The organism is Bradyrhizobium sp. NBAIM01, assembly GCF_020194115.1.
GTDB lineage: Bacteria > Pseudomonadota > Alphaproteobacteria > Rhizobiales > Xanthobacteraceae > Bradyrhizobium > Bradyrhizobium yuanmingense.
In genome coordinates this window covers 50,034-70,760 of record NZ_JADYVU010000022.1, presented here as the reverse complement: position 1 = coordinate 70,760, position 20,727 = coordinate 50,034, and the positions used below count along the sequence as shown (strand labels likewise).

General features: G+C 64.1%; 20 protein-coding genes and 2 pseudogenes. 6 read left to right on the top strand and 16 right to left on the bottom strand.

Annotation, left to right across the window (positions count from 1 at the left end; translation table 11 throughout):
* Window positions 1-209 precede the first annotated feature (209 nt).
* The 4 genes from I6F31_RS34675 to petA form a co-directional block, all read right to left on the bottom strand.
* Complete coding sequence (locus I6F31_RS34675) at window positions 210-371, bottom strand: hypothetical protein (RefSeq protein WP_157784007.1); 162 nt, start codon at window positions 369-371, stop codon at window positions 210-212.
* 4 nt (window positions 372-375) lie between these two features.
* Entirely contained in the window at window positions 376-1,050 is a 675-nt protein-coding gene (locus I6F31_RS34670) for a dienelactone hydrolase family protein (RefSeq protein ID WP_057026276.1), read from the bottom strand.
* Between the two features lie 272 nt (window positions 1,051-1,322).
* Entirely contained in the window at window positions 1,323-3,395 is a 2,073-nt protein-coding gene (fbcH, locus tag I6F31_RS34665) for a cytochrome b/c1 (RefSeq protein ID WP_225186904.1), read from the bottom strand.
* Between the two features lie 62 nt (window positions 3,396-3,457).
* On the bottom strand, window positions 3,458-3,988 hold the full coding sequence (gene petA / locus I6F31_RS34660) for a ubiquinol-cytochrome c reductase iron-sulfur subunit (protein WP_225186903.1): 531 nt from the start codon (window positions 3,986-3,988) through the stop codon (window positions 3,458-3,460).
* Between the two features lie 279 nt (window positions 3,989-4,267).
* Here petA and I6F31_RS34655 point away from each other — a divergent pair, with 279 nt between their 5' ends.
* The 4 genes from I6F31_RS34655 to I6F31_RS34640 are packed head-to-tail and all read left to right on the top strand — an operon-like array spanning window position 4,268 to window position 7,026.
* The gene (locus tag I6F31_RS34655; RefSeq protein WP_109144999.1) at window positions 4,268-4,735 is read left to right on the top strand and encodes a tRNA (cytidine(34)-2'-O)-methyltransferase; all 468 of its coding nucleotides are present in this window, start codon (window positions 4,268-4,270) and stop codon (window positions 4,733-4,735) included.
* A gap of 10 nt (window positions 4,736-4,745) precedes the next feature.
* The gene (queE, locus tag I6F31_RS34650; protein ID WP_225114466.1) at window positions 4,746-5,378 is read left to right on the top strand and encodes a 7-carboxy-7-deazaguanine synthase; all 633 of its coding nucleotides are present in this window, start codon (window positions 4,746-4,748) and stop codon (window positions 5,376-5,378) included.
* A 20-nt stretch (window positions 5,379-5,398) separates the two neighbouring features.
* Complete coding sequence (gene hemF / locus I6F31_RS34645; RefSeq protein ID WP_225186912.1) at window positions 5,399-6,286, top strand: oxygen-dependent coproporphyrinogen oxidase; 888 nt, start codon at window positions 5,399-5,401, stop codon at window positions 6,284-6,286.
* A gap of 5 nt (window positions 6,287-6,291) precedes the next feature.
* Window positions 6,292-7,026, top strand: a complete 735-nt coding sequence (locus I6F31_RS34640) for an HAD family hydrolase (protein ID WP_225186911.1) — start codon at window positions 6,292-6,294, stop codon at window positions 7,024-7,026.
* A 291-nt stretch (window positions 7,027-7,317) separates the two neighbouring features.
* On the opposite strand, the gene I6F31_RS34635 is transcribed toward I6F31_RS34640, so the two are convergent.
* The 5 genes from I6F31_RS34635 to I6F31_RS34615 all read right to left on the bottom strand — a co-directional run bounded on the left by I6F31_RS34635 (window position 7,318) and on the right by I6F31_RS34615 (window position 14,268).
* Window positions 7,318-8,106 (bottom strand): tripartite tricarboxylate transporter substrate binding protein, encoded by a 789-nt coding sequence (locus I6F31_RS34635; protein WP_346656512.1) that lies wholly within the window; start codon window positions 8,104-8,106, stop codon window positions 7,318-7,320.
* Window positions 8,107-8,604: 498 nt separating this feature from the next.
* The gene (locus I6F31_RS34630) at window positions 8,605-8,976 is read right to left on the bottom strand and encodes a hypothetical protein (RefSeq protein WP_036006244.1); all 372 of its coding nucleotides are present in this window, start codon (window positions 8,974-8,976) and stop codon (window positions 8,605-8,607) included.
* Between the two features lie 30 nt (window positions 8,977-9,006).
* Window positions 9,007-12,126 carry an efflux RND transporter permease subunit gene (locus tag I6F31_RS34625; RefSeq protein ID WP_225186901.1) on the bottom strand — a complete coding sequence of 1,040 codons (3,120 nt, stop codon included), beginning with the start codon at window positions 12,124-12,126 and terminating at the stop codon, window positions 9,007-9,009.
* A gap of 6 nt (window positions 12,127-12,132) precedes the next feature.
* The gene (locus tag I6F31_RS34620; protein ID WP_225186900.1) at window positions 12,133-13,833 is read right to left on the bottom strand and encodes an efflux RND transporter periplasmic adaptor subunit; all 1,701 of its coding nucleotides are present in this window, start codon (window positions 13,831-13,833) and stop codon (window positions 12,133-12,135) included.
* Between the two features lie 51 nt (window positions 13,834-13,884).
* Window positions 13,885-14,268, bottom strand: coding sequence for a hypothetical protein (locus I6F31_RS34615; protein WP_225186899.1), 384 nt, complete (start codon window positions 14,266-14,268; stop codon window positions 13,885-13,887).
* 268 nt (window positions 14,269-14,536) lie between these two features.
* Here I6F31_RS34615 and I6F31_RS34610 point away from each other — a divergent pair, with 268 nt between their 5' ends.
* On the top strand, window positions 14,537-15,586 hold the full coding sequence (locus I6F31_RS34610; RefSeq protein ID WP_128263021.1) for a hypothetical protein: 1,050 nt from the start codon (window positions 14,537-14,539) through the stop codon (window positions 15,584-15,586).
* 103 nt (window positions 15,587-15,689) lie between these two features.
* Window positions 15,690-15,892, top strand: a pseudogene (locus I6F31_RS34605) (DUF2158 domain-containing protein).
* A gap of 217 nt (window positions 15,893-16,109) precedes the next feature.
* Here I6F31_RS34605 and I6F31_RS34600 read toward each other — a convergent pair.
* The 7 genes and pseudogenes from I6F31_RS34600 to I6F31_RS34570 form a co-directional block, all read right to left on the bottom strand.
* A complete protein-coding gene (locus I6F31_RS34600; protein ID WP_036024830.1) occupies window positions 16,110-16,463 on the bottom strand; it encodes a cupin domain-containing protein in 354 nt (117 codons plus the stop codon).
* A gap of 163 nt (window positions 16,464-16,626) precedes the next feature.
* Window positions 16,627-17,472: an outer membrane beta-barrel protein gene (locus tag I6F31_RS34595; RefSeq protein WP_225143179.1), complete on the bottom strand. Its 846-nt coding sequence runs from the start codon at window positions 17,470-17,472 to the stop codon at window positions 16,627-16,629.
* Between the two features lie 212 nt (window positions 17,473-17,684).
* A pseudogene (locus tag I6F31_RS34590) lies at window positions 17,685-17,805 on the bottom strand (sulfite exporter TauE/SafE family protein); the annotation flags it as partial.
* A gap of 64 nt (window positions 17,806-17,869) precedes the next feature.
* Complete coding sequence (locus I6F31_RS34585; protein ID WP_225186898.1) at window positions 17,870-19,126, bottom strand: CCA tRNA nucleotidyltransferase; 1,257 nt, start codon at window positions 19,124-19,126, stop codon at window positions 17,870-17,872.
* A 10-nt stretch (window positions 19,127-19,136) separates the two neighbouring features.
* Window positions 19,137-19,400 carry a DUF6111 family protein gene (locus I6F31_RS34580; protein WP_036013774.1) on the bottom strand — a complete coding sequence of 88 codons (264 nt, stop codon included), beginning with the start codon at window positions 19,398-19,400 and terminating at the stop codon, window positions 19,137-19,139.
* Entirely contained in the window at window positions 19,397-20,068 is a 672-nt protein-coding gene (locus I6F31_RS34575; RefSeq protein ID WP_057026264.1) for a CoA pyrophosphatase, read from the bottom strand. The genes I6F31_RS34580 and I6F31_RS34575 overlap by 4 nt, the downstream gene beginning before the upstream one ends.
* 2 nt (window positions 20,069-20,070) lie before the next feature.
* Window positions 20,071-20,682, bottom strand: a complete 612-nt coding sequence (locus I6F31_RS34570; protein ID WP_225147874.1) for a DUF1285 domain-containing protein — start codon at window positions 20,680-20,682, stop codon at window positions 20,071-20,073.
* Window positions 20,683-20,727 lie beyond the last annotated feature (45 nt).

Genomic DNA, 20,727 nt, shown 5'->3' with positions numbered 1-20,727 from the left:
ATGAAATCGCACCGGTCACCTCTTTAGGAGGTGCGCCACCAAAGACGGGCTGGGCGGACGGCGGTGCTCATGGGCGGATACTCACCATGGCACGGGGGCGGCGTCAAGGGTGCGGCAAGGCGGTAGCCCGGATGGAGCGCAGCGCAATCCGGGGTTCGTCCACAATCGGAAAGTCCCCGGATTCCGCTTCGCTCCATCCGGGCTACGGACTAGAGGCCGCACCGCTTCCAAAGCGCGGCCATGTCAGCATCGGTCGCGTACTCGGCTCGATCGGCCTCGCGGAGCCCCTCAAGAACGGCAGCGCGATGGTCCTCCGGGACCTTGAAGGCCTCACGCTTCGACTGCGCATCGGCTTCAGATTTGTCCTTCACGCTCCTACCCCAGATGCTTCCTGAAAAACTCCGTCGCTCGGCCCCAGGCGAGCTCGGCGGCTTCGCGGTCGTGCACGGCCTGGCGCTGCTCGTTGACGAAGGCGTGCTCGGCGTCATAGCGGAACAGCTCCAGCGACTTTCCGGCGGCCTTCATGGCCTTTTCGAAGCCGTTGACCAGCTCCGGCGTGCACCAATCGTCCTTGTTGGCGAAATGGGCCTGCAGCGGGATCTTGACGTCGGCAGGCTTGGCGGCCTGCTCGGGCGGGATGCCGTAGAACACGACGCCCGCCGCGAGCTCCGGGATCTTGGTCGCGCCGATGATGGTCACGGCGCCGCCGAGGCAGAAGCCGGTCAGCCCGACCTTGGCACCGTTGCGCGACAGATATTGCGTGGCGCCGCGCACGGTCTGCGTGGTGGCGTCCATGAAGTCGAGCGAGTTCATCTCCTTGTTGGCGCTGTCCGTGTCGTGATACGGCACCACCTTGCCCTTGTAGAGATCGGGCGCCAGCGCGTCGAAGCCGGCCAGCGCGAAGCGGTCGCACAGGCCCTTGATCTGATCGGACAGGCCCCACCATTCCTGGATCACGACGACGCCCGGCGCATTGCCGCGCCCGGCATTGGCGAGATAGCCCGAGGCGTCCTTACCGTCCGGGCGCTTGAAGGTGATGCTGGTTCCCATGGTGTCCTCCGGTGAGTTTCTGGGGGATCGGTTGGCGGCATTTTGGCGGGTGGGAGGGCGATAGGCAATCGTGCCGAGCAACACACTCTCGTGCCCGGATGAAATGCAGCGCGCCCCTGGCGATGCGCAAATCGTTTGCGGCGATGCATTGCTGATCCGGGGCCCAGCCCCACGCATCCAGTGTCCCGGCTCGCGCGCTTCGCGCGTCCGGGACACGGGACCAACAAAAAAGCCCCCGTACGGGGGCTTTTGCATTTCTCGTCTTTCGCCGCTCAGTGCGAGTCGGCCCAGACCTTCTTCTTGGTGAAGTACATCAGGCCCGCGAAGACGATCAGGAACACGAAGACCTGGAAGCCGAGGCGCTTGCGCGCTTCCATGTGCGGCTCGGCGGTCCACATCAGGAAGGTGGTGACGTCCTTGGAGTACTGCGCGACGGTAGTCGGCGAGCCGTCGTCATAGGTCACCTGGCCGTCGCTGATCGGCTTCGGCATCTTGATGGCGTGGCCCGGGAAGTACCTGTTGAAGTACGAGCCCTCCGGGAGGGTGACGCCCTCCGGCACCTTGTCCTCATAGCCCTGGAGCAATGCGGCGACGTAGTCAGGCCCCTGCTCCTGGTACTGGGTGAAGACGTCGAAGATGAACCAGGGGAAGCCGCGCTTGTAGGAGCGCGCCTTGGTGATCAGGGACAGGTCCGGCGGGGCCGCACCGCCGTTCGCGGCACGCGCGGCCTGCTCGTTCGCGAACGGCGACGGGAAATAGTCCGCCGGCCGGCCCGGACGCTCGAACATGTCCCCCGCATCGTTCGGGCCGTCCTTGACCTTGTACTCGGATGCAAACGCCGCGGCTTGCGCCACCGAATAGCCGGGCCCGCCGGGCTCGGCGAGGTTACGGAAGGCGACGAAGGACAGGCCGTGGCAACTGGCGCAGACCTCCTTGTAGACCTTGAGGCCGCGCTGCAGCGCGCCGCGATCGAACTTACCGAAAGGGCCCGAGAACGACCATGTGTTGCCTGGCGGCTTATCGCTGCCTTCGGCTGCTTTCGCGCTGTCGATCGAGCCCGCGAACAGCGAGCCGGCGAGCGCCAGCACGATCGCGGTCGAGACCATCGGCGTCGACCGGCTGCCGGTCTTGGCCAGCACGGCATCCGAGATCGAGTTCGGTACCGGCCGCGGCTTCTCGATGCGCGCGAGCAGCGGCAGCACGATCAGGAAGTAGGCGAAGTAGCAGAACGTCAGGATGCGGCCGGCGATGACGTAGATGCCTTCCGGCGGCTGTGCGCCGAGATAGCCGAGCAGGATGCAGACCGCGACGAAGATCCAGAAGAACTGCTTGGCGAGCGGACGGTACTTCGAGGACTTGGTCTTGGCGGTGTCGAGCCAGGGCAGGAAGCACAGGATGATGATCGCCCCGAACATCGCGATGACGCCCGCGAGCTTGTCGGGAATCGAGCGCAGGATCGCGTAGAACGGCAGGTAATACCATTCCGGCACGATGTGCGGCGGCGTCACGCCCGGGTTCGCGGGAATGTAGTTGTCGGCGTCGCCGAGATAGTTCGGCATGTAGAAGATGAACCAAGCGTACAGCAGCAGGAAGCAGGCGACGCCGAACATGTCCTTGATGGTCGCATGCGGCGTGAACGGCACCGTGTCCTTTTCCGTCTTCGGCTCGACGCCATCAGGGTTGTTCTGGCCAGCGACGTGCAGCGCCCAGACGTGGAGCACGACGACGCCTGCAATCACGAACGGCAAGAGATAGTGCAGCGAGAAGAAGCGGTTCAGCGTCGGGTTGCCGACTGCATAGCCGCCCCAGAGCAGCGTCACGATGCTCTCGCCGACATAGGGAACGGCCGAGAACAAATTGGTGATGACGGTGGCGCCCCAGAAGCTCATCTGGCCCCAGGGCAGCACGTAGCCCATGAAGCCGGTCGCCATCATCAGGAGGTAGATGATGACGCCGAGGATCCACAGCACCTCACGCGGCTCCTTGTACGACCCGTAGTACAGACCGCGGAACATGTGGACGTAGACGGCGACGAAGAACATCGAGGCGCCGACCGCGTGCATGTTGCGCAGCAGCCAGCCGTAGTTCACGTCACGGACGATCAGCTCGACCGACTTGAAGGCGAGATCGGCGTTCGGCGTGTAGTGCATCGCCAGGATCACGCCGGTCAGGATCTGCATTCCGAGCATGAAGGAAAGAATGGCGCCGAAGGTCCACCAATAGTTCAGGTTGCGCGGGGTGGGATAGGCGACGAAGGAGGAATGGATGAGACCAAAAATCGGCAGGCGCCGCTCGATCCATTGCAGGGCCGGATTGCTCGGCTGGTAGTCGGATGGTCCGCTCATGATGCGATCCTGAGGAAATAGTACGACGAGACGGCGCGAAGCTTCGGACTTGAGTCCGAAGCTCAGCCGATCTGGATTTTGGTGTCGGAAACGAACTGGTACGGCGGCACGGCCAGGTTCGTGGGCGCTGGGCCCTGGCGGATGCGGCCGGACGTATCGTAGACCGAACCATGGCAGGGGCAGAAGAACCCGTCGTAGCTGCCTTCATGAGCGATCGGGATACAGCCGAGATGGGTGCAGATGCCGATCACGACCAGCCACTGCTCGTGGCCCGACTTGACCCGGGCCTCGTCGGTCTGCGGATCCGGCAGGCTCGCCACGTTGACGGCGCGCGCCTCGTCGATCTGCTTCTTGGTGCGGTGACTGATGTAGATCGGCTTGCCGCGCCAGAACACCTTGATGTCCTGGCCTTCCGCGATCGGGCTGAGATCGACCTCGATCGGCGCACCGGCGGCGATGGTCGAGGCATCCGGATTCATTTGGGAGATGAAGGGCCAGAGCGCAGCCGCGCCCCCTACTGCTGCAAATGCCCCTGTTGCAACGAATAAGAAATCACGGCGTGTCGAATGGTCCGCCGAAGACGCTGTCGTCACGATTCCAACCCTTTCTTCTTGCGCTACCGGTGGAACCGCTCCGAGGGGCGCCCAAGAGGTCCCCGGAAAGGCTGCCGGCACCCGCGGCCCCCCGCGGCGGCAGAACTTGGCTTGTTCACCTCTAAACGGGTGAAACAGCAGTCCAGAATCGTTCTATTGGCACCCTTGCCGGGCGAGCGCAAGCCCGCTAACGGCGTGAGAGCGTGCAATGCACGAATTCCCGGGCGGGCGATGTTTTATTGAGACATTTTGCGCCCGCAAGCCAACTCGCCGCCGCCCATGCAGATCGCACTTTTCCAGCCCGACATCCCCCAGAACACCGGCACGATTCTTCGCCTCTGCGCCTGCCTGGGGCTCGATGCCCATATCATCGAACCGGCGGGCTTCCCCATCTCGGACCGCCTGTTCCGCCGGGCGGGAATGGACTACCTCGACCATGTCAGGCTGGCCCGCCACGTCTCCTGGGCGACATTCGAGGACTGGCGGGCAAGCCAGGGCCACCGGCTGCTGCTGTTCACCACCAAGGCCGCCACCGACTACCTCGATTTTCATTACCAGAGCTCGGACATCCTGCTATTCGGGCGCGAGAGCGCCGGCGTCACCGACGCAGTGGTCGAGGCGGCCGATGCGCGTCTGGTGATCCCGATCAAGGCGGGGCTGCGGTCGCTCAATGTGGCCATGAGCGTAGCCATGGCCGCCGGCGAGGCGCTGCGGCAGACCCGGAACCCGCAAGATTTGACAGGTTGAGGAGAGAGGCTTGAGTTACGCGGTCAAGGAGATCTTCCTGACCCTGCAAGGCGAAGGCGCCCATGCCGGGCGCGCGTCGGTGTTCTGCCGCTTTGCCGGCTGCAACCTCTGGAGCGGGCGGGAGGCCGACCGCGCGGATGCGACCTGCAAGTTCTGCGACACGGATTTCGTCGGCACCGACGGCACGCTCGGCGGGCGCTATGGCTCGGCTGCGGAACTCGCCGATACCATCGCCGCGCAATGGACGGCGGCTGCCGCCAACCGCTACGTCGTGCTGACCGGCGGGGAGCCGCTGCTCCAGGTCGACGCCGCGCTGATCGAGGCGCTGCACGAAAGAGGCTTCGAGATCGGCGTCGAGACCAACGGCACGATCGCAGCTCCTGATGGGCTCGACTGGATCTGCGTCAGCCCCAAGGGCGGCAGCGAGCTGGTCCTGCGCCAGGGCCACGAGCTGAAGCTGGTCTATCCCCAGGCTTTGGCGATGCCCGAAGCATTTGAGGATCTCGCCTTCGAGCGCTTCTCGCTGCAGCCGATGGACGGGCCTGAGGTCATCGAGAACACCGCGCGCGCGATCGATTATTGCCTGCACCATCCGCAATGGCGGCTCAGCGTGCAGACCCACAAATCGCTCGGCATCAGATAGGACGCGACCCGCGAATGCAGATGGACGTCACGACGATCGAACACCGCAAGGCCCGCGCCCGCGACTGGTTCGAGCGCTTGCGCGACGACATCTGCGCGAGCTTCGAGCGGCTCGAGGACGACGCGCCGCAAAGCCTCTATCCGGGCGAGGTCGGCCGCTTCAAGCGCACGCTTTGGCAGCGCACCGACCATTCCGGCGCGGCCGGCGGCGGCGGCGTGATGTCGATGATGCATGGCCGGCTGTTCGAGAAGGTCGGCGTGCACTGTTCGACGGTGCACGGCGAGTTCGCACCCGAATTCCGGGCCCAGATCCCGGGCGCGGCGGAGGATCCAAAATTCTGGGCCTCCGGCATCTCGCTGATCGCGCACATGCGCAATCCGAATGTCCCTGCCGTGCACATGAACACGCGCTTCGTAGTCACCACGAAAGCCTGGTTCGGCGGCGGCGCCGACCTGACGCCGGTGCTGGAGCGAAGGCGGACGCAGGACGATCCCGACAGCATTGCCTTCCATGCCGCGATGAAGCAGGCCTGCGCGCAGCCGAGCGGCGTTGCCGACTACGACAAGTACAAGAAATGGTGCGACGAGTATTTCTACCTGCCGCACCGGAAAGAGGCGCGCGGCATTGGCGGCATCTTCTACGACTGGCACGACAGCGGCGACTGGGACGCCGACCTCGCCTTCACCCAGGACGTCGGCCGCGCCTTCCTGAAGATCTATCCCGAGATCGTACGGCGCAACTTCGCGAGCGCCTGGACGCCTGCGGACCGCGAGGAGCAATTGATCCGACGCGGCCGCTACGTCGAGTTCAACCTGCTCTACGACCGCGGCACCATCTTCGGGCTGAAGACGGGCGGCAACGTGGACTCCATCCTGTCGTCGCTGCCGCCGGAGGTGAAGTGGCCATGAACGCCATGCTGCCGCCGCTGCCCCGCGCCATGCTGATCGACATGGACGACACCATCCTGTCGGCCTATGGCCGGCCCGAGATCGCCTGGAACACGATCACGGCCGAATTCGCCGCGGAGCTCGCCCCGCTGCCGCCGCCGATGGTCGCAACCGCGGTGCTGGCCTTCGCGCGAAACTTCTGGGCCAGTGCGGAAGCCGCGTGGCGGATGAAGCTCGCCGAGGCGCGGCACCTGACGGTGAAGGGCGGCTTCGCCGCGCTCGCGGCCGCAGGCCACCGCGCCCTGCCCGACGACCTCGCCATTCGCCTCGCCGACCGCTTCACCGCCTACCGTGAGGAGGAGATGTTCGTCTTTCCCGGCGCGCACGAGGCGATCGACCAGTTCAAGGCGCTCGGCATCAAGCTCGCGCTGGTCACCAACGGCGCCGCCAACATGCAGCGCGCCAAGATCGAACGCTTCGAGCTGGCGCATCGCTTCGACCACATCCAGATCGAAGGCGAGCACGGCTTCGGCAAGCCCGAGGAGCGCGCCTATCTGCACGCGATGCAGGCGCTCGGCGTCACCGCTGAGGACACCTGGATGATCGGCGACAATCTGGAATGGGAAGTGGTGACGCCGCAGCGCCTCGGCATCTATGCGATCTGGATGGACGTGCATGGCGAGGGCCTGCCCGAGGGCTCGACGGTCAGGCCCGACCGCATCATCCGCTCGCTCGGCGAACTGCTGCCGGACCGGCCGTAATCAGCCGGTCAAAACAAGACTCGAAAAACAACCCCATGCACAGTAGCGCGCTGCTGTAAAATCAAGGACTTACGGATTTTACGAAAAATTTCTGACCCGTCGGGCAAAACAGGGGTATTGTGGCATCGTCGCGAGGGTTGCCATCGACCCTAGAGCGCGATGCGATGAGGATGAATCGTCATCGCGCTCTAGCTTATTGTTTGAGCATGATCTTTTCGGAAAACCGCTACGCACTTTTCCGGATCATGCTCTTGTCCCTCCCGCGAGAGGCTCGAGCACGCCCAAGGCAACCTATTCCACGGTGATATTGCCGGCCTCGATAACCCGCTTCCAGCGGGCCAACTCAGAGACCAGAAACTCCTGGAATTGCTCCGGGGTGTTGGCAACGATTTCGAGGCCGATATCCTCCATTCGTTTGCGTACGTCCGGTGCCTTCAGCGCCGCGACGATCTCGCCATGCAATTTTGCTTTCACGTCGGCAGGAAGCCCCTTCGGAGCAGCCACCGCCTGCCACGAAAAGACGTCGACACCATCAACCCCAAGTTCCTTCAAGGTGGGCACTTCGGGCAAAAGAGGGGATCTGGCATCGCCGGTGATGGCGAGGACCTTGAGCTGCTTGGATTGAATTTGCCCGATGACGGCGTTGATGTTTTGAAACGATACGTTGACATGCCCCGCGAGGAGATCACTCACGGCAGGCGCCCCGCCGCGATACGGCACGTGGAGGCCGCTCGTCCCAGTGCGCTGCCAGAACAGCGCCGCCGTGAGATGATCGGACGAACCTGCACCCGAGCTTGCAAAAGTGATCTTGCCGGGGGCCTTCTTCAGCTGGTCCACCAATTCGGCGACCGTGTTTGCCGGAAAGTTCAAGTTGGCGACCAGGACGTTCGGTGCGCGCACAGCGACCGTCAAAAGGTCGAAGTCCTTCAGGGGATTATACTTCAGATTGGGCTGAAGAAATGGATTCGTCGCATAGACACCGATCGAGCCGACGAGAATGGTGTATCCATCCGCTGCCGCCCGGGCCACCGCTGTTGCTCCAAGCGCCCCCGTTGCGCCGGAGCGGTTTTCGACGACCACCGGCTGCCCCAGCGTATCGGAGACCTTTTGTCCGATTGCGCGCGACCATGTCGGACGAGCCTCCCGCCGGGAATGGAACGATAAAGGTGATATTCCTTTCCGGCCAGGCCGCGTATGCCATCGAGGTCGCGGCAAGAAGCATGATGCCAGCCGCACCAAATCGAATCTTCGATAAGAGAGTTGCATTGCCCATTGTCGATCCTCCGTTGCGACATTTTCTGAGGGCCTATTTTACGTGCTCGTGACATCCCGATTGATGCTCAGATTGTATTGATTGATCCACTATTTATCACGGGCGCTTTGTCGCGGTGAAATCGCCGATGTGCAAACCTGCCGAGGGGTGGCGCTTCGCTCTTCCAAGCGCTGTCGAGTTTTGCCTAAGCGTTATCTCAACTCCCACGCTTCACCTTGAGTGTCAGCAGCGGCTTGCCTTTCTCGGCGGTGTAGGTCGCGAGCTCCGCCGCGTTGCGGGCGCAAACGCGGTCTTTCACGCCCCAATCATTGCGCAGCGTATCTCGCGGTCAACGAATGACCGTGCAAGCTGCCGGAGAACACCACGATCGCCTTTGGCGACAGCTCGGCCTGCAGCTTTCCCGTCATCATGTTGGGATTGGCCGGCGCAAGCGGAACGGTGACCGTCTTGCCGCCATCCTGAATCGTTGCGCGTCCCCGCATATCCTTCGTCGACAGCGGCGATCCATCGTCGTCCCCAACGTAAAAGACGATGTCCGTCCCTTTGCTGACGAATTCGATCGGATGCCCTTGCGACTTGACGACGGGGCCGCCGTTGCTGCCCTTCGTCTGCGCCGCGGCACCATCCAGCGTCGCGATCATCACAGCCGTCATGACGAGGCCGATATATGTTCTCATTGCAGGCTCCTCGGTGGTTTTCCGCGCGCATCAATAGGCTTCCGCGGGGGTGAACGTTGCGGCGTGTCCGGCCACCAGCCGCTGCAGCGGCTGTTTGCCGAACATCAGAAACAGAATCGGGGTCACGATTGTGTCGAGGACCGTGGCGCTGAGCAGGCCGCCGAAGATCGTCACGGCCACCGGGTGCAGGATTTCCCGACCCGGCTCGTCCGCGCCGATCAAGAGCGGCGTGAGCGCTAGTCCTGCGCAAAGCGCCGTCATCAGCACCGGACTGAGGCGCTCCATGCTGCCGCGAATGACCAGCCCGGCCCCGAAACGCTCGCCTTCGTGGATGGCGAGATTGATGTAGTGCGAGATCTTCAAGATCCCGTTGCGCGCCGAGATGCCGGCCAGCGTGATGAAACCGATCATCGATGCCACCGACAAGGGCTGCCCGGAGATCTTCAGCGCGGCGACGCTGCCGATCAGGGCGAGCGGAATACCTCCCATGATGATCAGCGCCAGTGCGATCGACCGGTAGCGGCTGTAGAGGACGACGAAGATCATCGCCATGGAGGCCAGCGACAGAATGCCGATGCGCCAGGTCGCCTCCTGCTGGGCCTGGAACGCGCCTTCGAGGCTGGTCGTGTAACCTTGCGGGAAGTCGAGCTCGCGAACCGACCTCTGAATGTCGGCAGCGATATCGGCGATGTCGCGGCGTCCGTCCCCGTTGCCGTACACGACGATCCTGCGCTGGGTCCCCTCCCGCTGAATCTGGTTCGGCCCGTCTGTCTCGACGATATCGGCCAAAGCGCTCAGCGGGACGAACTCCGAGCCGGTCGGGATGAGCAAATTGTGCAGTCCCGTGGTCGAACGGTCTTGCTCCGACAGGCGCATCACGACGTCGAAACGGCGATTACCGTCGACGATCTGCGAGACCTTCCGGCCATTGGACAGCGCGTCGAGTGCCTGGGTGACCGCAGCCGGCGTCAGGCCGTGAAGCGCGGCGCGGGCATGGTCGATTTGAACCCGCACTTGCGGAATCAGCACCTGCTTCTCGACCTGGAGATCGACCAGACCCGGGATTGTCGATAGACGCTGGCGTACCGTTTCGGACAGCCGCCGCAACATCTCGATGTCCTGGCCGAAGATCTTGAGCACGATCTGGGCACGAATACCGGACTGGAGATGATCGAGGCGGTGGCTGATCGGCTGTCCGATGGCCACCGACGCCGGCAGCGCGGACAGGGCTTCCCGGATGCTCGCATAGATGTCCGCCTTCTGGCGCTTGGACGGTGTGAGATCGACATCGACCTCGCTGTAGTGCACGCCTTCGGCGTGTTCATCCAGTTCGGCGCGGCCGGTGCGCCGTCCGACCGATTTCACCTCGGGCACCTTTGCGAGCAACTGCTCCGCCAATAGGCCAAGACGGTTGGATTCCGCGAGCGAAATGCCTGGATTGTACTGCAGCGACAGGACCAGCGTCCCCTCGTTGAAAGGAGGAAGAAAGCTGCGGGGCATCTGGCTCGCGGCATAGCCTGCCACCGCGACCGCAGCGGCGACGAAGACCAGCACCAAACCCTGCCGCTGGAAGGCCCAGCCGAGCACCCGCCGATTGGCCTGCTTCAGCTTCGTGACGACAAAGCTCTCGCGGTCACCTGAATGAGCTCGTCCCGAAAGCAGATAATAGGACAGCACCGGCGTCACCGTGATCGAGGTCAGCAGCGAAGCCAGGATTGAGACCACATAGGCGACGCCAAGCGGCGTGAACAGCCGCCCTTCGATTCCCGGAAGGGCGAACAGCGGCACAAAGACGAGGACGATGATCATCGTTGCATAGACGATGCTGGAACGAACCTCCTGGCTCGCGCCGGAGATCACGTCGAGAACAGGGCGCGGCGTGCTCGACGCGGCGTTCTCCCGCAGGCGCCGCAGGATGTTTTCGACGTCCACGACGGCATCGTCGACCAGCTCGCCGATCGCGATGGCGAGGCCGCCCAGCGTCATGGTGTTGATCGTGAGGCCGAAGGCGCGAAACACCAGGACCGTCACCAGGATCGATATTGGAATGGCCGTCAGCGAGACGAACGCGGCGCGACCGTTCATCAGGAAGACGAACAGGACTATTGCGACGACGATCGCGGCCTCGATCAGGACGCGCTCGACATTGCCGATCGAGGTCTCGATGAAGGTGGCCTGCCGGAACTGCACGTTGGTGACGCTGATGCCCCCGCGCATGGTGCGTTGCAGCTCCCGCAGCGTTGATTCGACATTGCGCGTCAGTGCTACGGTATCCGCAGCCGGTTGCTTCATGACGCTGACGATGACAGCGGGCTTGCCGTTATATCCTGCGTCACCGCGCTTGGTCCGCGCGGCAAAATCCACAGAGGCAATCTGCTTCAGCAGGATCGGCTGCTCTCCGCGGTTGACGACGACGGTGTTGCGGAGGTCCTCGATACGCCTGGTGAGACCGACATTGCGGATCAGATATTCGCGGCCATGCTGGTCGACGAAGCCGCCGCCGCTGTTGGTGCCGAACCTTGCGACCGCCTGCTCGATCTGATCATGGGTGACGCCGAGTGCCTGCATGGTGGCGACGTTCGGCGTCACGCGATATTGGCGGACCTCGCCGCCGATGGGTATCACCTGGGCGACGCCGGGAATGGCGAGGAGTTGCGGTCGGACGACGAAGTCGGCGATCTCGCGCACGTCCATGGGTGAAGCCGTGCCATCGCTCGTCAGCGCGATCAGCATGATCTCGCCCATGATCGAGGTCACCGGGCCCATCTGGGGATTGACCGCGGACGGCAATTGCTCGCGGATCAGCGCCAGCCGCTCGGAGACGAATTGCCGGGCGCGGTAGATTTCGACGCCCCAGTCGAACTCGACATAGACGACCGACAGACCAACGCCCGAGACCGAGCGCACGCGAATGACGCCGGGCATGCCGTTCATCGACGTCTCGATCGGGAACGTCACCAGCTGTTCGACCTCCTGGGGCGCCAGCCCCTCTGCTTCGGTCAGGATGTTGACGGTCGGGCGGTTGATGTCAGGCAGGACGTCGACCGAAACGCTCGGCAGGACGAACAGGCCGTAGCCGACCAGGACGGCGGCGACCGCCAGCACGAATAGGCGATTGCGCAAGCTTGTCTGGACGATGAGCTTGAACATGGTCGGCTACCGGATCTGGTTGATGAGGTCGGTGCCGCGCACGACGATATGTTCGCCTTCGTTGACACCGGCGGCCACAATCACGCGGGCTGCGTCCACCGGCACCACGCGAACCGGCCTCGGCTCGAAGCGCTCGGGCTCTGTGTGCAGCCAAACGATATTCTCACCGTTGCCGCTTCGAACGACGGCATTGCGCGGCACGACCAGGCCAGACACGGGCGCTCCGGTCTGGACCATCACATTCAACGGCTGACCGATGTTGAGACCTGCTGGTGGCTCCGGAATGGCGAACTGAACCACGGACGCATGCTGGCGCAGCGCCCGGCTCGTCCCGACGAAGCTCAGCGCAATCTGCTGCCCGTTCGGAGCCATTGCCGTTGCGGCTTCAGGCTGCTTCAAGCCGATTTCGTCATAGGCGAGCGCCTCGACCCAAAGACTGCTTGGGTCCGCGATCTGAAACAGGACGTCTTGGGGCTGTATGACCTGGCCCGGCGCGACCTTGGCTGCGGTGATGATGCCATCGGTCGATGCCCGCAGCTCCTCGAAGCCGGTGCGGGAATTGCGAACGGTCTCGCGGCGCGCCCGCAGACCCTCCAATTCGCTTTCGAGGTCGTTGACCTGTCCTTGCGGCACCGCGCCGCGTTCGGCCAGCGGCCGGAGACGCCGCAGCTTGTTGTCCGTGATCGCCATCAGCTGTTCGATCTCGCCGACCTTCTCGAGGATCGTCGTGCGGTCGGCGATTGGCAGATGCGGCTCGATCCGGATGAGCAGATCGCCCTTGCGGACGGTTTGCCCGATGCGGGGGATGCCGTCATCGCCGGGAACCACGCGGCCGCCGTAGATGCTCTGCACGTTGCTGCTGCGGTTGGGGTCGGCCATGACACGGCCGATCAGGGTGACGGCGGGATGAATCGTCTGCGGCTCGGCTGCAGCGGTTCGTACCTCGAGCAGACGCTGCGTCGGCTTGGCCGCGAAGACGGTGCCGTCTTGCAGACGGCGCGGGGCATCGCTCAGCGCGGGAACATCCGGCGGACTTGGTTGCGTTGCATTGGTCCGGCCCTCGCCGAACATGATGGCGGCGAGAATGACCAAAGCCCCCGCCATCACGGCGGACGTCGAGGCCGCCATGAAGCGGCCACGACGCCTCCAATAGGCGAAGAGACTGCCGAAGCCCAAGGCGGCGAGCGCGGACGCGGCGATGGCGGCTCGGTTCGATAGAAGCCAGCCGGGCTCGTGCTTGTGCTCCGCGGGCCGGGCCTCTGCACGCGGTACGAACGAGTCGACCAGCAGATCATTTCCCCTGCTAGCGCTGATCGAGAAGATCACCTCGACCGATCCAGACGGCGTGCCGTTCGGAATCGGGGCGGTGTAGACGCCGTCCTGGCGGCTCGATGCCTCGATCGGGGCAAAATCGCCGATCGTGACCTGCAAGGCGGCGTCCGAAATCGGCTCGTTCGTCACTGCATCATCAATGAAGACGGACAGCCTGCCGTCTTTCAGGATGCCGACGACTTCGTAGAGCTCGGAGCGCGCGGCAATCCTCGGATAGGCTGAGGACACGACCGCCGTTTTCTCGGCGTCGCCGTGATCGTGCCCCTCATGGCCAAAGGCGCCCGACAAGCCAAAGACCAGGCTCGCCAACCAAAAAGCGCCAGCCAGCCCAAGAGCTGTGAGCCGCCCTTTCGGGCAGCGCTGATTCATCAACATCGAAAGATCCTTCAGACATGCGAAAAGGCGGCGGCCGAAGCGCCGCCGGGACTACGCGATGCTGAAGGTACTTGGTGGCCGGACGAGTCCGTCGGGGCGCACCCCGACAATGGCCCGCGCGAGCGGCAGGTCCATGGCGCCGAGCACTTCGAAGACGCTGAGCAGGTGAACGACCTGCGTTGAGGCGATCGAAGTGCCAAACATGTCCCAGGCCACGCCGGGAGCGCCGTCCTCGTCGTGATCCGGCCCGTCATGGACGTGGCCTTCCGCGTCGTCGCCGGCGTGGGAATGCACGTGGCCGGCCAGCTGATCGTGGAAATGCAGGGAACCGCTGAGCGTGACGGACGGCATCGGCATGGCGCCAACAGCCGCTTGCGCCTGCGAGACCGAGATCAGGGCCGCCTGAAGCACAAACGCGGATATCGCCACGAACATGGCCGTTCTGGCGAGTTGACGAAGATGGTGGCGGACACCGTGCGGCACGCCGAAAAACTAGGCGATGCCGACCGCGAATTCAAGGCGACGTTCCGCGCAGGCGCATCGCGTGGGAGGTGGTCCAGACACCCTCCCCGTTCGATCGAGGAGCTACCGCCGCCCGATATCCGGCAGCCCGCCTGCCTTACTTGAAGTGAAATGCTTCACAAGCCGCAATCCGGGATTGCGGTAGCCTCGTGCCATGGGGCGTGGCGAGTTGGAGGCGACAATGGAGCAGGACCTTCCGAAGCAGGCAGCGCGCACGCGATCCCCGGTGAAGGCGGCGGGTATCTGGCAGAGAATTCAATCCTGGGACAGCCGCCTCTCGGTCACCAAGGGACTGACGGCCGTGACCCTGCTGACCGGCTTCCTGGGCGGATATTTCCAGTACCTGAATTCCTATGAACAGAAGGTCGGCGAGCAGGCCAAGGCGGACATGCAGAAGGCGACCGACACCTTCCTCGAGATCTCGGACGCCTTCGCCGACGTGCAGATCCAGCAGGAGACCATGCTGCGCGAGCAGTTCGGCTCGCTGAAGGCGCAGGCAAGCCCCGCTTTCATTCCGGTGGACTCCAAGACATTCGGCTCGTTCTCGGACTATTGGAAGGCGCGCACGTCGCTGCGGCGGAACGGCGCCATCTTCGCGCGCAAGGCGGAGATCTACATCGACTGGCCCAGCGACCTCGGGCGCGACCCGGCCGCAGAGCACACGCTCGACCAGGATCCCCTGACGGCAACGCTGCTCACCAAGTACAATTTCGATTGCGATTCCGACGCCAACCTTCCGCAGTTCAAGGGTGCGATCTTCAATGGCGCCGATCCCGGACGCCCCAGCGACGAATTGTGCAACGACCCGACGGCCAATGGGCTCAAATCCTACGTCAACCTCTGTGCCAGGCGGGCGGATGGCGAGATCGATGCGTTGCAGAAGGTCGTGACCATCAACTGGTGGAGCGCCAAGCACCACGTCCTGGTGATGCACCATTGCTTCGAGGTGCTCCGCGGCGGACCGAATGCGTTGCAAGCTCCGGCCTCCGGCAACGACGTGCCGAACGATCGCAAGCTCGACAAACCACGCGACAGCAATGAGCACAGGCTACAGCTTCAGGCCCGCCGGCTGGACGCGTTCATGACGCTGACCATGGCGCAGCTGGATCGCATCAGGGTGCGATACCGCCCCACCGGCTTCTTCTGCCATGTTCCGCTCGCGCGCGATGCCATCGGCTATTTCAGCAACCAGTGCCTGCCGAACCAGCCGGTCACGAGCGAGCGCAGCTGAGTCGTAGCGCGGAGACACCTTCCGGCGCCGGCAGCCGGCGTGATCGGCCTGTCATGACGGCCTGTTAGCGTCGGCCGCGTCGATCAACCCGAAAGGACAATCCATGGATCTGAAGGCCGGCGATGTCGTGATGCTGAAATCCGGCGGTCAGCCGCTGACCGTCGCGGAGGTGAAGGAGAACGAGGCGCTGTGCCTGTGGATGGGCATGGAAGGCGACCTGTTCCGCGAGACGCTGCCGCTCGCCGTGCTCGTGCAGGTGGAAGAAGACGACGAGGACGAGAAGACGAAGATGATGACGAGGAGTAGGCACTTCTCGGACTGCATTTCTCGTGCGAGCCGAGTTCGGCTCCGGCGCGCCCGATGTCCGCTTCCCTGTCAACCACAGGGCGATAGCGGACATCGCTGGATGTCGCAGAAGCGCAAGCGATGGATTTCGCAAGCGAAGCTCGCCGCCAATGGCTCGACGGTGAAGGCGCTGTGCGTCGAGGGCCTCACCGCGGCCCCGATGACGGGCGCGGGTTGATCAGACGAGGATACGAGGCGCCGCCGTGGCCTTGTCTCCGGAATTCGGCGTCCCCGTCGGTTCGATCAAGAGGATGTGCACTTCCCCACGCGCCACCGGCCGGTGCTCAACGCCCTTCGGCACGACAAAAACCTCGCCGGGGTTGAGGGTGACCGTGCGGTCCCGCAGCTCGATGTCGAGCGTCCCGCTGAGCACGAGAAAGAAGTCGTCCGTGTCCTCGTGCTTGTGCCAATGAAACGGCCCCTCAAGCTTGGCCACCATGATGTCGTTGTCGTTATAGGTCGCCACCGTGCGCGGGGAGAAGCGATCAGTAAAGGTTGCGAGCTTCTCGGCGAGATTTGCGGGTGCTTTCATGGCGTCTCCCTGGACAAGCAGCAGTCTGGTCCGCGTTTGCAAGACGAGCTGCGCCGGTTAGCACGAGCTGAATCACAATACGAGACTGCTGCGACGCCAGGAGTGGCGCAAGGATGGGTTTCGCAACGGCGAAACCCATCCCTACGAGCTGATGTCGGTCAGATCAGAACCGATAGTTGATGCCGCCCTTGGCTGTATGAAGCTGAACCTCGGTGTCCGTGAAGGACGCTCCGGGGAATGCAAGAGCATTGCCGTTCGACTTTCCGAGATTGATGTAGATGTACTCGGCCTTGAACGTCCAGCGCGGGTCGAAAGCCCATTCAATGCCGCCACCCGCGGAGAAGCCGACCTGGACGTCGGACGATGACGCGCTTCGCGTCAGGGCCGGGAAGAAGCCGTTGAAATTGGCGATATTCGGCGTGGCGAGATTGGAGGTGAAGATGCTGTTCTTGACGTGGCCCCAGGCGAAGCCACCGGTACCGTAGATCAGCACATTGTTCGCCGCGTATCCGAGACGTCCGCGGATCGTGCCGAAGACGTCGATTTCCTGCTTGAGATTGAATACGCCGGTGAAGGCGCCATTGTCGCCGCCGATCGTTCCGGTGACGCTGAAGGGACGGCTCGCCGTTTCCCTGATGGCAGCGCCGCTGACATCCGCTTCCAGACCATACACGAACGTGCCGGACTGCCAGTTATAGCCGATTTGGCCGCCGCCGAATCCGCCCTTGGGGCTCACATCCAGGGTGAACGGCCCAGTGCCACCCGTGACGACATAGCCGGGCACCGTCCCGGTTGCGAGCGCGCCGGGATCGAAGGTCGCCGTCGGATCGCTCCAGCCATAACCGCCATGCACGCCGGCGTAAAAACCGGTCCAGCTGAATGCGACCGGCGCGGGCGGCGCCTTGGTGTAGGCCCTGGCAAGATCGGCCGCGGAGGCGGCGTGGGAGAGACACACAGCCGAGGCCAGAAGGGCAGCAGAGACGATGGATTTGGAGACAATGGATTTCATGACTTCCCTCGAACGCTGTGCGCGTGACAAGGCGGCACCGCTTGAGCCAAGGTATAGAGGTGGTCTCGCAATATTGCTGTAGCGTCGGCGACACAGCGTGGAACTGCGGAACACGGTTTGTGCGCGCGAAGTTCGCCTGACGCGACGCCGCCCAGATTTTCGCGACATCAGATGCTCCTCAGACGCCAAGAACGCCATTTCAGCCGGCGTCGTTAGACCACGAGCTGCCTCGCCGCTGCCGAGATCATCACCAGCCCGCCGGTGATCACGGCGGCATCGAGGATCGCGGTGCGGATGTGCACCGGCATCGACGAAGGCCTTGGCGAAGAACGCCGGGCACGGCCATACCGAAGCAGAAGCTGCAGAAGCTAGATATCGGCGAAGCCCGAGACGATGGTCAATCTTTCTGGTCGCCTCTGATGCGGGCCACGGCTTGATCGGCGAGCGTAGCGAGCGCGGCTTCTTCCAGCGGGAAATCCGCTGCGAGCCAAGCGTCTTCAGCGAGCGCCAACACATGGCCGAGCGCAGGTCCTTCGGCGAGACCGCGGGCGATGAAGTCGGCGGCCTTCAGCGGAAATTTCGGCGCGGTCCAGCGCTGCGGCAGCTCGGCAAGCGCGCGCCAGCGTATCGAGGTGACGTCGCCGCCGTTGCGTGCCCAGCCAAGCAATACGCGATCGTGATAGCTCTCGGGCCCGAGCCGGTACAGCAAGCGCCGTGCATTGGCTTCGTCCTTGGTGGCGAGGCGCCACCAGCGGTGCCCCATCGAATCCAGCGCCTTGGCCTCGGCATTGGAGAGCCGCAGGCGCACGGCGAGGCGCTTGGCGTCTTCGGTGACGGCGACCGAGAGCGCGGCCAGGCGCCGCGTGCTGCTGGGCCTGAGGCCGAGTTCGCGCTCGATCGCGATCATCGTGTCCAGGGGACCCGTATAGACGACGCCGCCGATCAGCGTTTGCAGCAATCCGCCCTCGGCCATGGCCCGCGCGGCCGCAGCCGCACCGCCGGCGACCAGCAGCTTGAGCATCTCCATGCGCACCCGCTCGGCCGACAGGCTGGCCAGGCCCGCGCGTCGGCGGATGCAGGCGAGATAGCCGTCCGGGTCGGGATCGCCGGCGCCGAAGGCGGCATGGATGCGGAAGAAGCGCAGGATGCGTAAGTAATCCTCGGCGATGCGCTGGTCGGGATCGCCGATGAAGCGCACGCGCCGCGCCTTGGCGTCGTTGATGCCGCCGACATAATCGTAAACCACACCGCGTGCATCGACCGACAGGCCGTTCATGGTGAAGTCGCGCCGCTCGGCATCCTTCACCCAGTCGCGGCCGAACGCGACCTTGGCCTTGCGGCCGAAGGTCTCGGTGTCCTCGCGCAGCGTCGTGACTTCATAGGGGTGGGCATCGATCACCAGCGTGACCGTGCCGTGGTCGATGCCGGTCGGCACGCTCTTGATGCCGGCAGCCTTGGCCCGCCGTATCACCTCGTCGGGCAGCGCCGTGGTCGCGATGTCGATGTCACCCGGCGCAAGGCCGAGCAGCGCGTTGCGCACGGCGCCGCCGACCACCCGCGCCTCCTCGCCATGGGTGCCGAGCAGCGCCAGGACGCGCGCGGTGCCGCCTGCGGTCAGCCAGGGCGCATCGGCGAGTAAAGGCTCCGCGCTCATGGACCCGCCCCTACTTTTCCGTGCCCGGCACGAGCTTGCCGTCCTCGATATGGGCGGGGACGTAGGTCGAATCCGGCGGCGCGCCGGAGAACTCCGCCAAGCCGATGAGGCCGGCGATGACCAGCACGATCGCCACCAGCGCAAGACGCGCGACGATCGCGACCGGCCATGAGGAGCGTGCGAACACACCGGACCGCGTCGCCGCCAGGAACAGCGCATAGACGGCAAAGGGGATGAGGAAGATTCCGATCTCGGTCAGAACCGTCCGGATCATGACGAATAGATCCGCTCATACAGCACACGCAGCATGCCCGCCGTCGCCCCCCAGATGTAGCGTTCCGCGAACGGCATCGCGTAGTAGGACCGCGGCGTGCCGCGGAATTCCTTGCTGTGCACCTGGTGGTTCACCGGATTCATCAGGAAGGATAGCGGCACCTCGAAGGCATCATCAACCTCGGAATGGTTGATGCTGAGCGAAAAGCCCGGCCTGACCCTGGCAACCGTCGGCAGGATGCGGAAGCCGAAAGCGGTGCCGTAGAGATCGAGATAGCCGAGCGGCTCGACGAAGTCGCGTGCCAGCCCGACCTCCTCCTCGGCCTCGCGCAGCGCCGCATCGAGCGGCGAGGCATCGATCGCGTCGATCTTGCCGCCGGGAAAGGCGATCTGGCCGGCATGGTCGTTGAGATGCGCCGAGCGCTGCGTCAGCAGGATGGTGGGCTCGGGATGGTCGACCACCGCGATCAGGACCGCTGCGGGACGCACCGGCTGCTCGCGCGCGATGATCTCGAGCATCTTGTCGGTGCCGGGATCGCCCGAGGCGGGGATGATGTTGGGATCATAGAGGCCGGGCGGCACGTCGAAGCCGAGCCTCGCCTTGGAGCGGGCGAAGAAATCCGCAGCGCCAAGCGCGACCGGCTCGTTCGTCAGGATAGGGTTGTTCAAATTCAAAGCGCCGCCCTCACCTGCTCCGCATCGGCCATGGCGAAGAACTCGCCGGCCGACTCGACACCGAACATCGGCTGGCCATCGACCATCCGCTCCTCGCCCATGTCAACCAGATCGTAATAGAGCGCGCGCGTCACCTTGGCCCAGAGGTCCGCGCGGACGTGCAGATAGGGCGTCAGCCCGCCATCCCTAGCCTGCTCGAAGCGCAGCCGGTGCGCCGCGTCGCAGGTGACCCAGTCGTCGACATTGGTGCGGAAGTGCAGCACGCGATGGCTGCCCTCGCCGTCCTTCTGCATCTCGACCGCCATGAACGGCGCATCGTCGACGCGGATACCGACCTTCTCCACCGGCGTGACCAAGAAATGCTTGTCGCCCTCGCGCTTGAGAATGGTCGAAAACAGCCGCACCAGGGCGGGACGCCCGATTGGCGTCCCCATGTAGAACCAAGTACCATCGGAGGCGATTCGGATGTCGAGATCGCCGCAAAACGGCGGATTCCACAGATGCACCGGAGGCAGGCCCTTCTTGGCGCCTTCGGCATTGGCAGCGCTTTTGGCGGCGGCAGTCAGTCCCTCGAGACCCCGATCGGCGCTCTGCCCTTGGTTCGCCATGGTTTGCCCTGACTTTGTGATTGGCACGATTGGTGCAGGTCTACG

What these genes read in the sequence shown, in the direction of transcription:
- I6F31_RS34670 (WP_057026276.1), bottom strand. Translation starts at nt 1,050, where the DNA reads ATGGGAACCAGCATCACCTTCAAGCGCCCGGACGGTAAGGACGCCTCG.
- fbcH (WP_225186904.1), bottom strand. Translation starts at nt 3,395, where the DNA reads ATGAGCGGACCATCCGACTACCAGCCGAGCAATCCGGCCCTGCAATGG.
- I6F31_RS34655 (WP_109144999.1), top strand. Translation starts at nt 4,268, where the DNA reads ATGCAGATCGCACTTTTCCAGCCCGACATCCCCCAGAACACCGGCACG.
- hemF (WP_225186912.1), top strand. Translation starts at nt 5,399, where the DNA reads ATGGACGTCACGACGATCGAACACCGCAAGGCCCGCGCCCGCGACTGG.
- I6F31_RS34640 (WP_225186911.1), top strand. Translation starts at nt 6,292, where the DNA reads ATGCTGCCGCCGCTGCCCCGCGCCATGCTGATCGACATGGACGACACC.
- I6F31_RS34630 (WP_036006244.1), bottom strand. Translation starts at nt 8,976, where the DNA reads ATGAGAACATATATCGGCCTCGTCATGACGGCTGTGATGATCGCGACG.
- I6F31_RS34625 (WP_225186901.1), bottom strand. Translation starts at nt 12,126, where the DNA reads ATGTTCAAGCTCATCGTCCAGACAAGCTTGCGCAATCGCCTATTCGTG.
- I6F31_RS34620 (WP_225186900.1), bottom strand. Translation starts at nt 13,833, where the DNA reads ATGTTGATGAATCAGCGCTGCCCGAAAGGGCGGCTCACAGCTCTTGGG.
- I6F31_RS34615 (WP_225186899.1), bottom strand. Translation starts at nt 14,268, where the DNA reads ATGTTCGTGGCGATATCCGCGTTTGTGCTTCAGGCGGCCCTGATCTCG.
- I6F31_RS34610 (WP_128263021.1), top strand. Translation starts at nt 14,537, where the DNA reads ATGGAGCAGGACCTTCCGAAGCAGGCAGCGCGCACGCGATCCCCGGTG.
- I6F31_RS34600 (WP_036024830.1), bottom strand. Translation starts at nt 16,463, where the DNA reads ATGAAAGCACCCGCAAATCTCGCCGAGAAGCTCGCAACCTTTACTGAT.
- I6F31_RS34595 (WP_225143179.1), bottom strand. Translation starts at nt 17,472, where the DNA reads ATGAAATCCATTGTCTCCAAATCCATCGTCTCTGCTGCCCTTCTGGCC.
- I6F31_RS34585 (WP_225186898.1), bottom strand. Translation starts at nt 19,126, where the DNA reads ATGAGCGCGGAGCCTTTACTCGCCGATGCGCCCTGGCTGACCGCAGGC.
- I6F31_RS34580 (WP_036013774.1), bottom strand. Translation starts at nt 19,400, where the DNA reads ATGATCCGGACGGTTCTGACCGAGATCGGAATCTTCCTCATCCCCTTT.
- I6F31_RS34570 (WP_225147874.1), bottom strand. Translation starts at nt 20,682, where the DNA reads ATGGCGAACCAAGGGCAGAGCGCCGATCGGGGTCTCGAGGGACTGACT.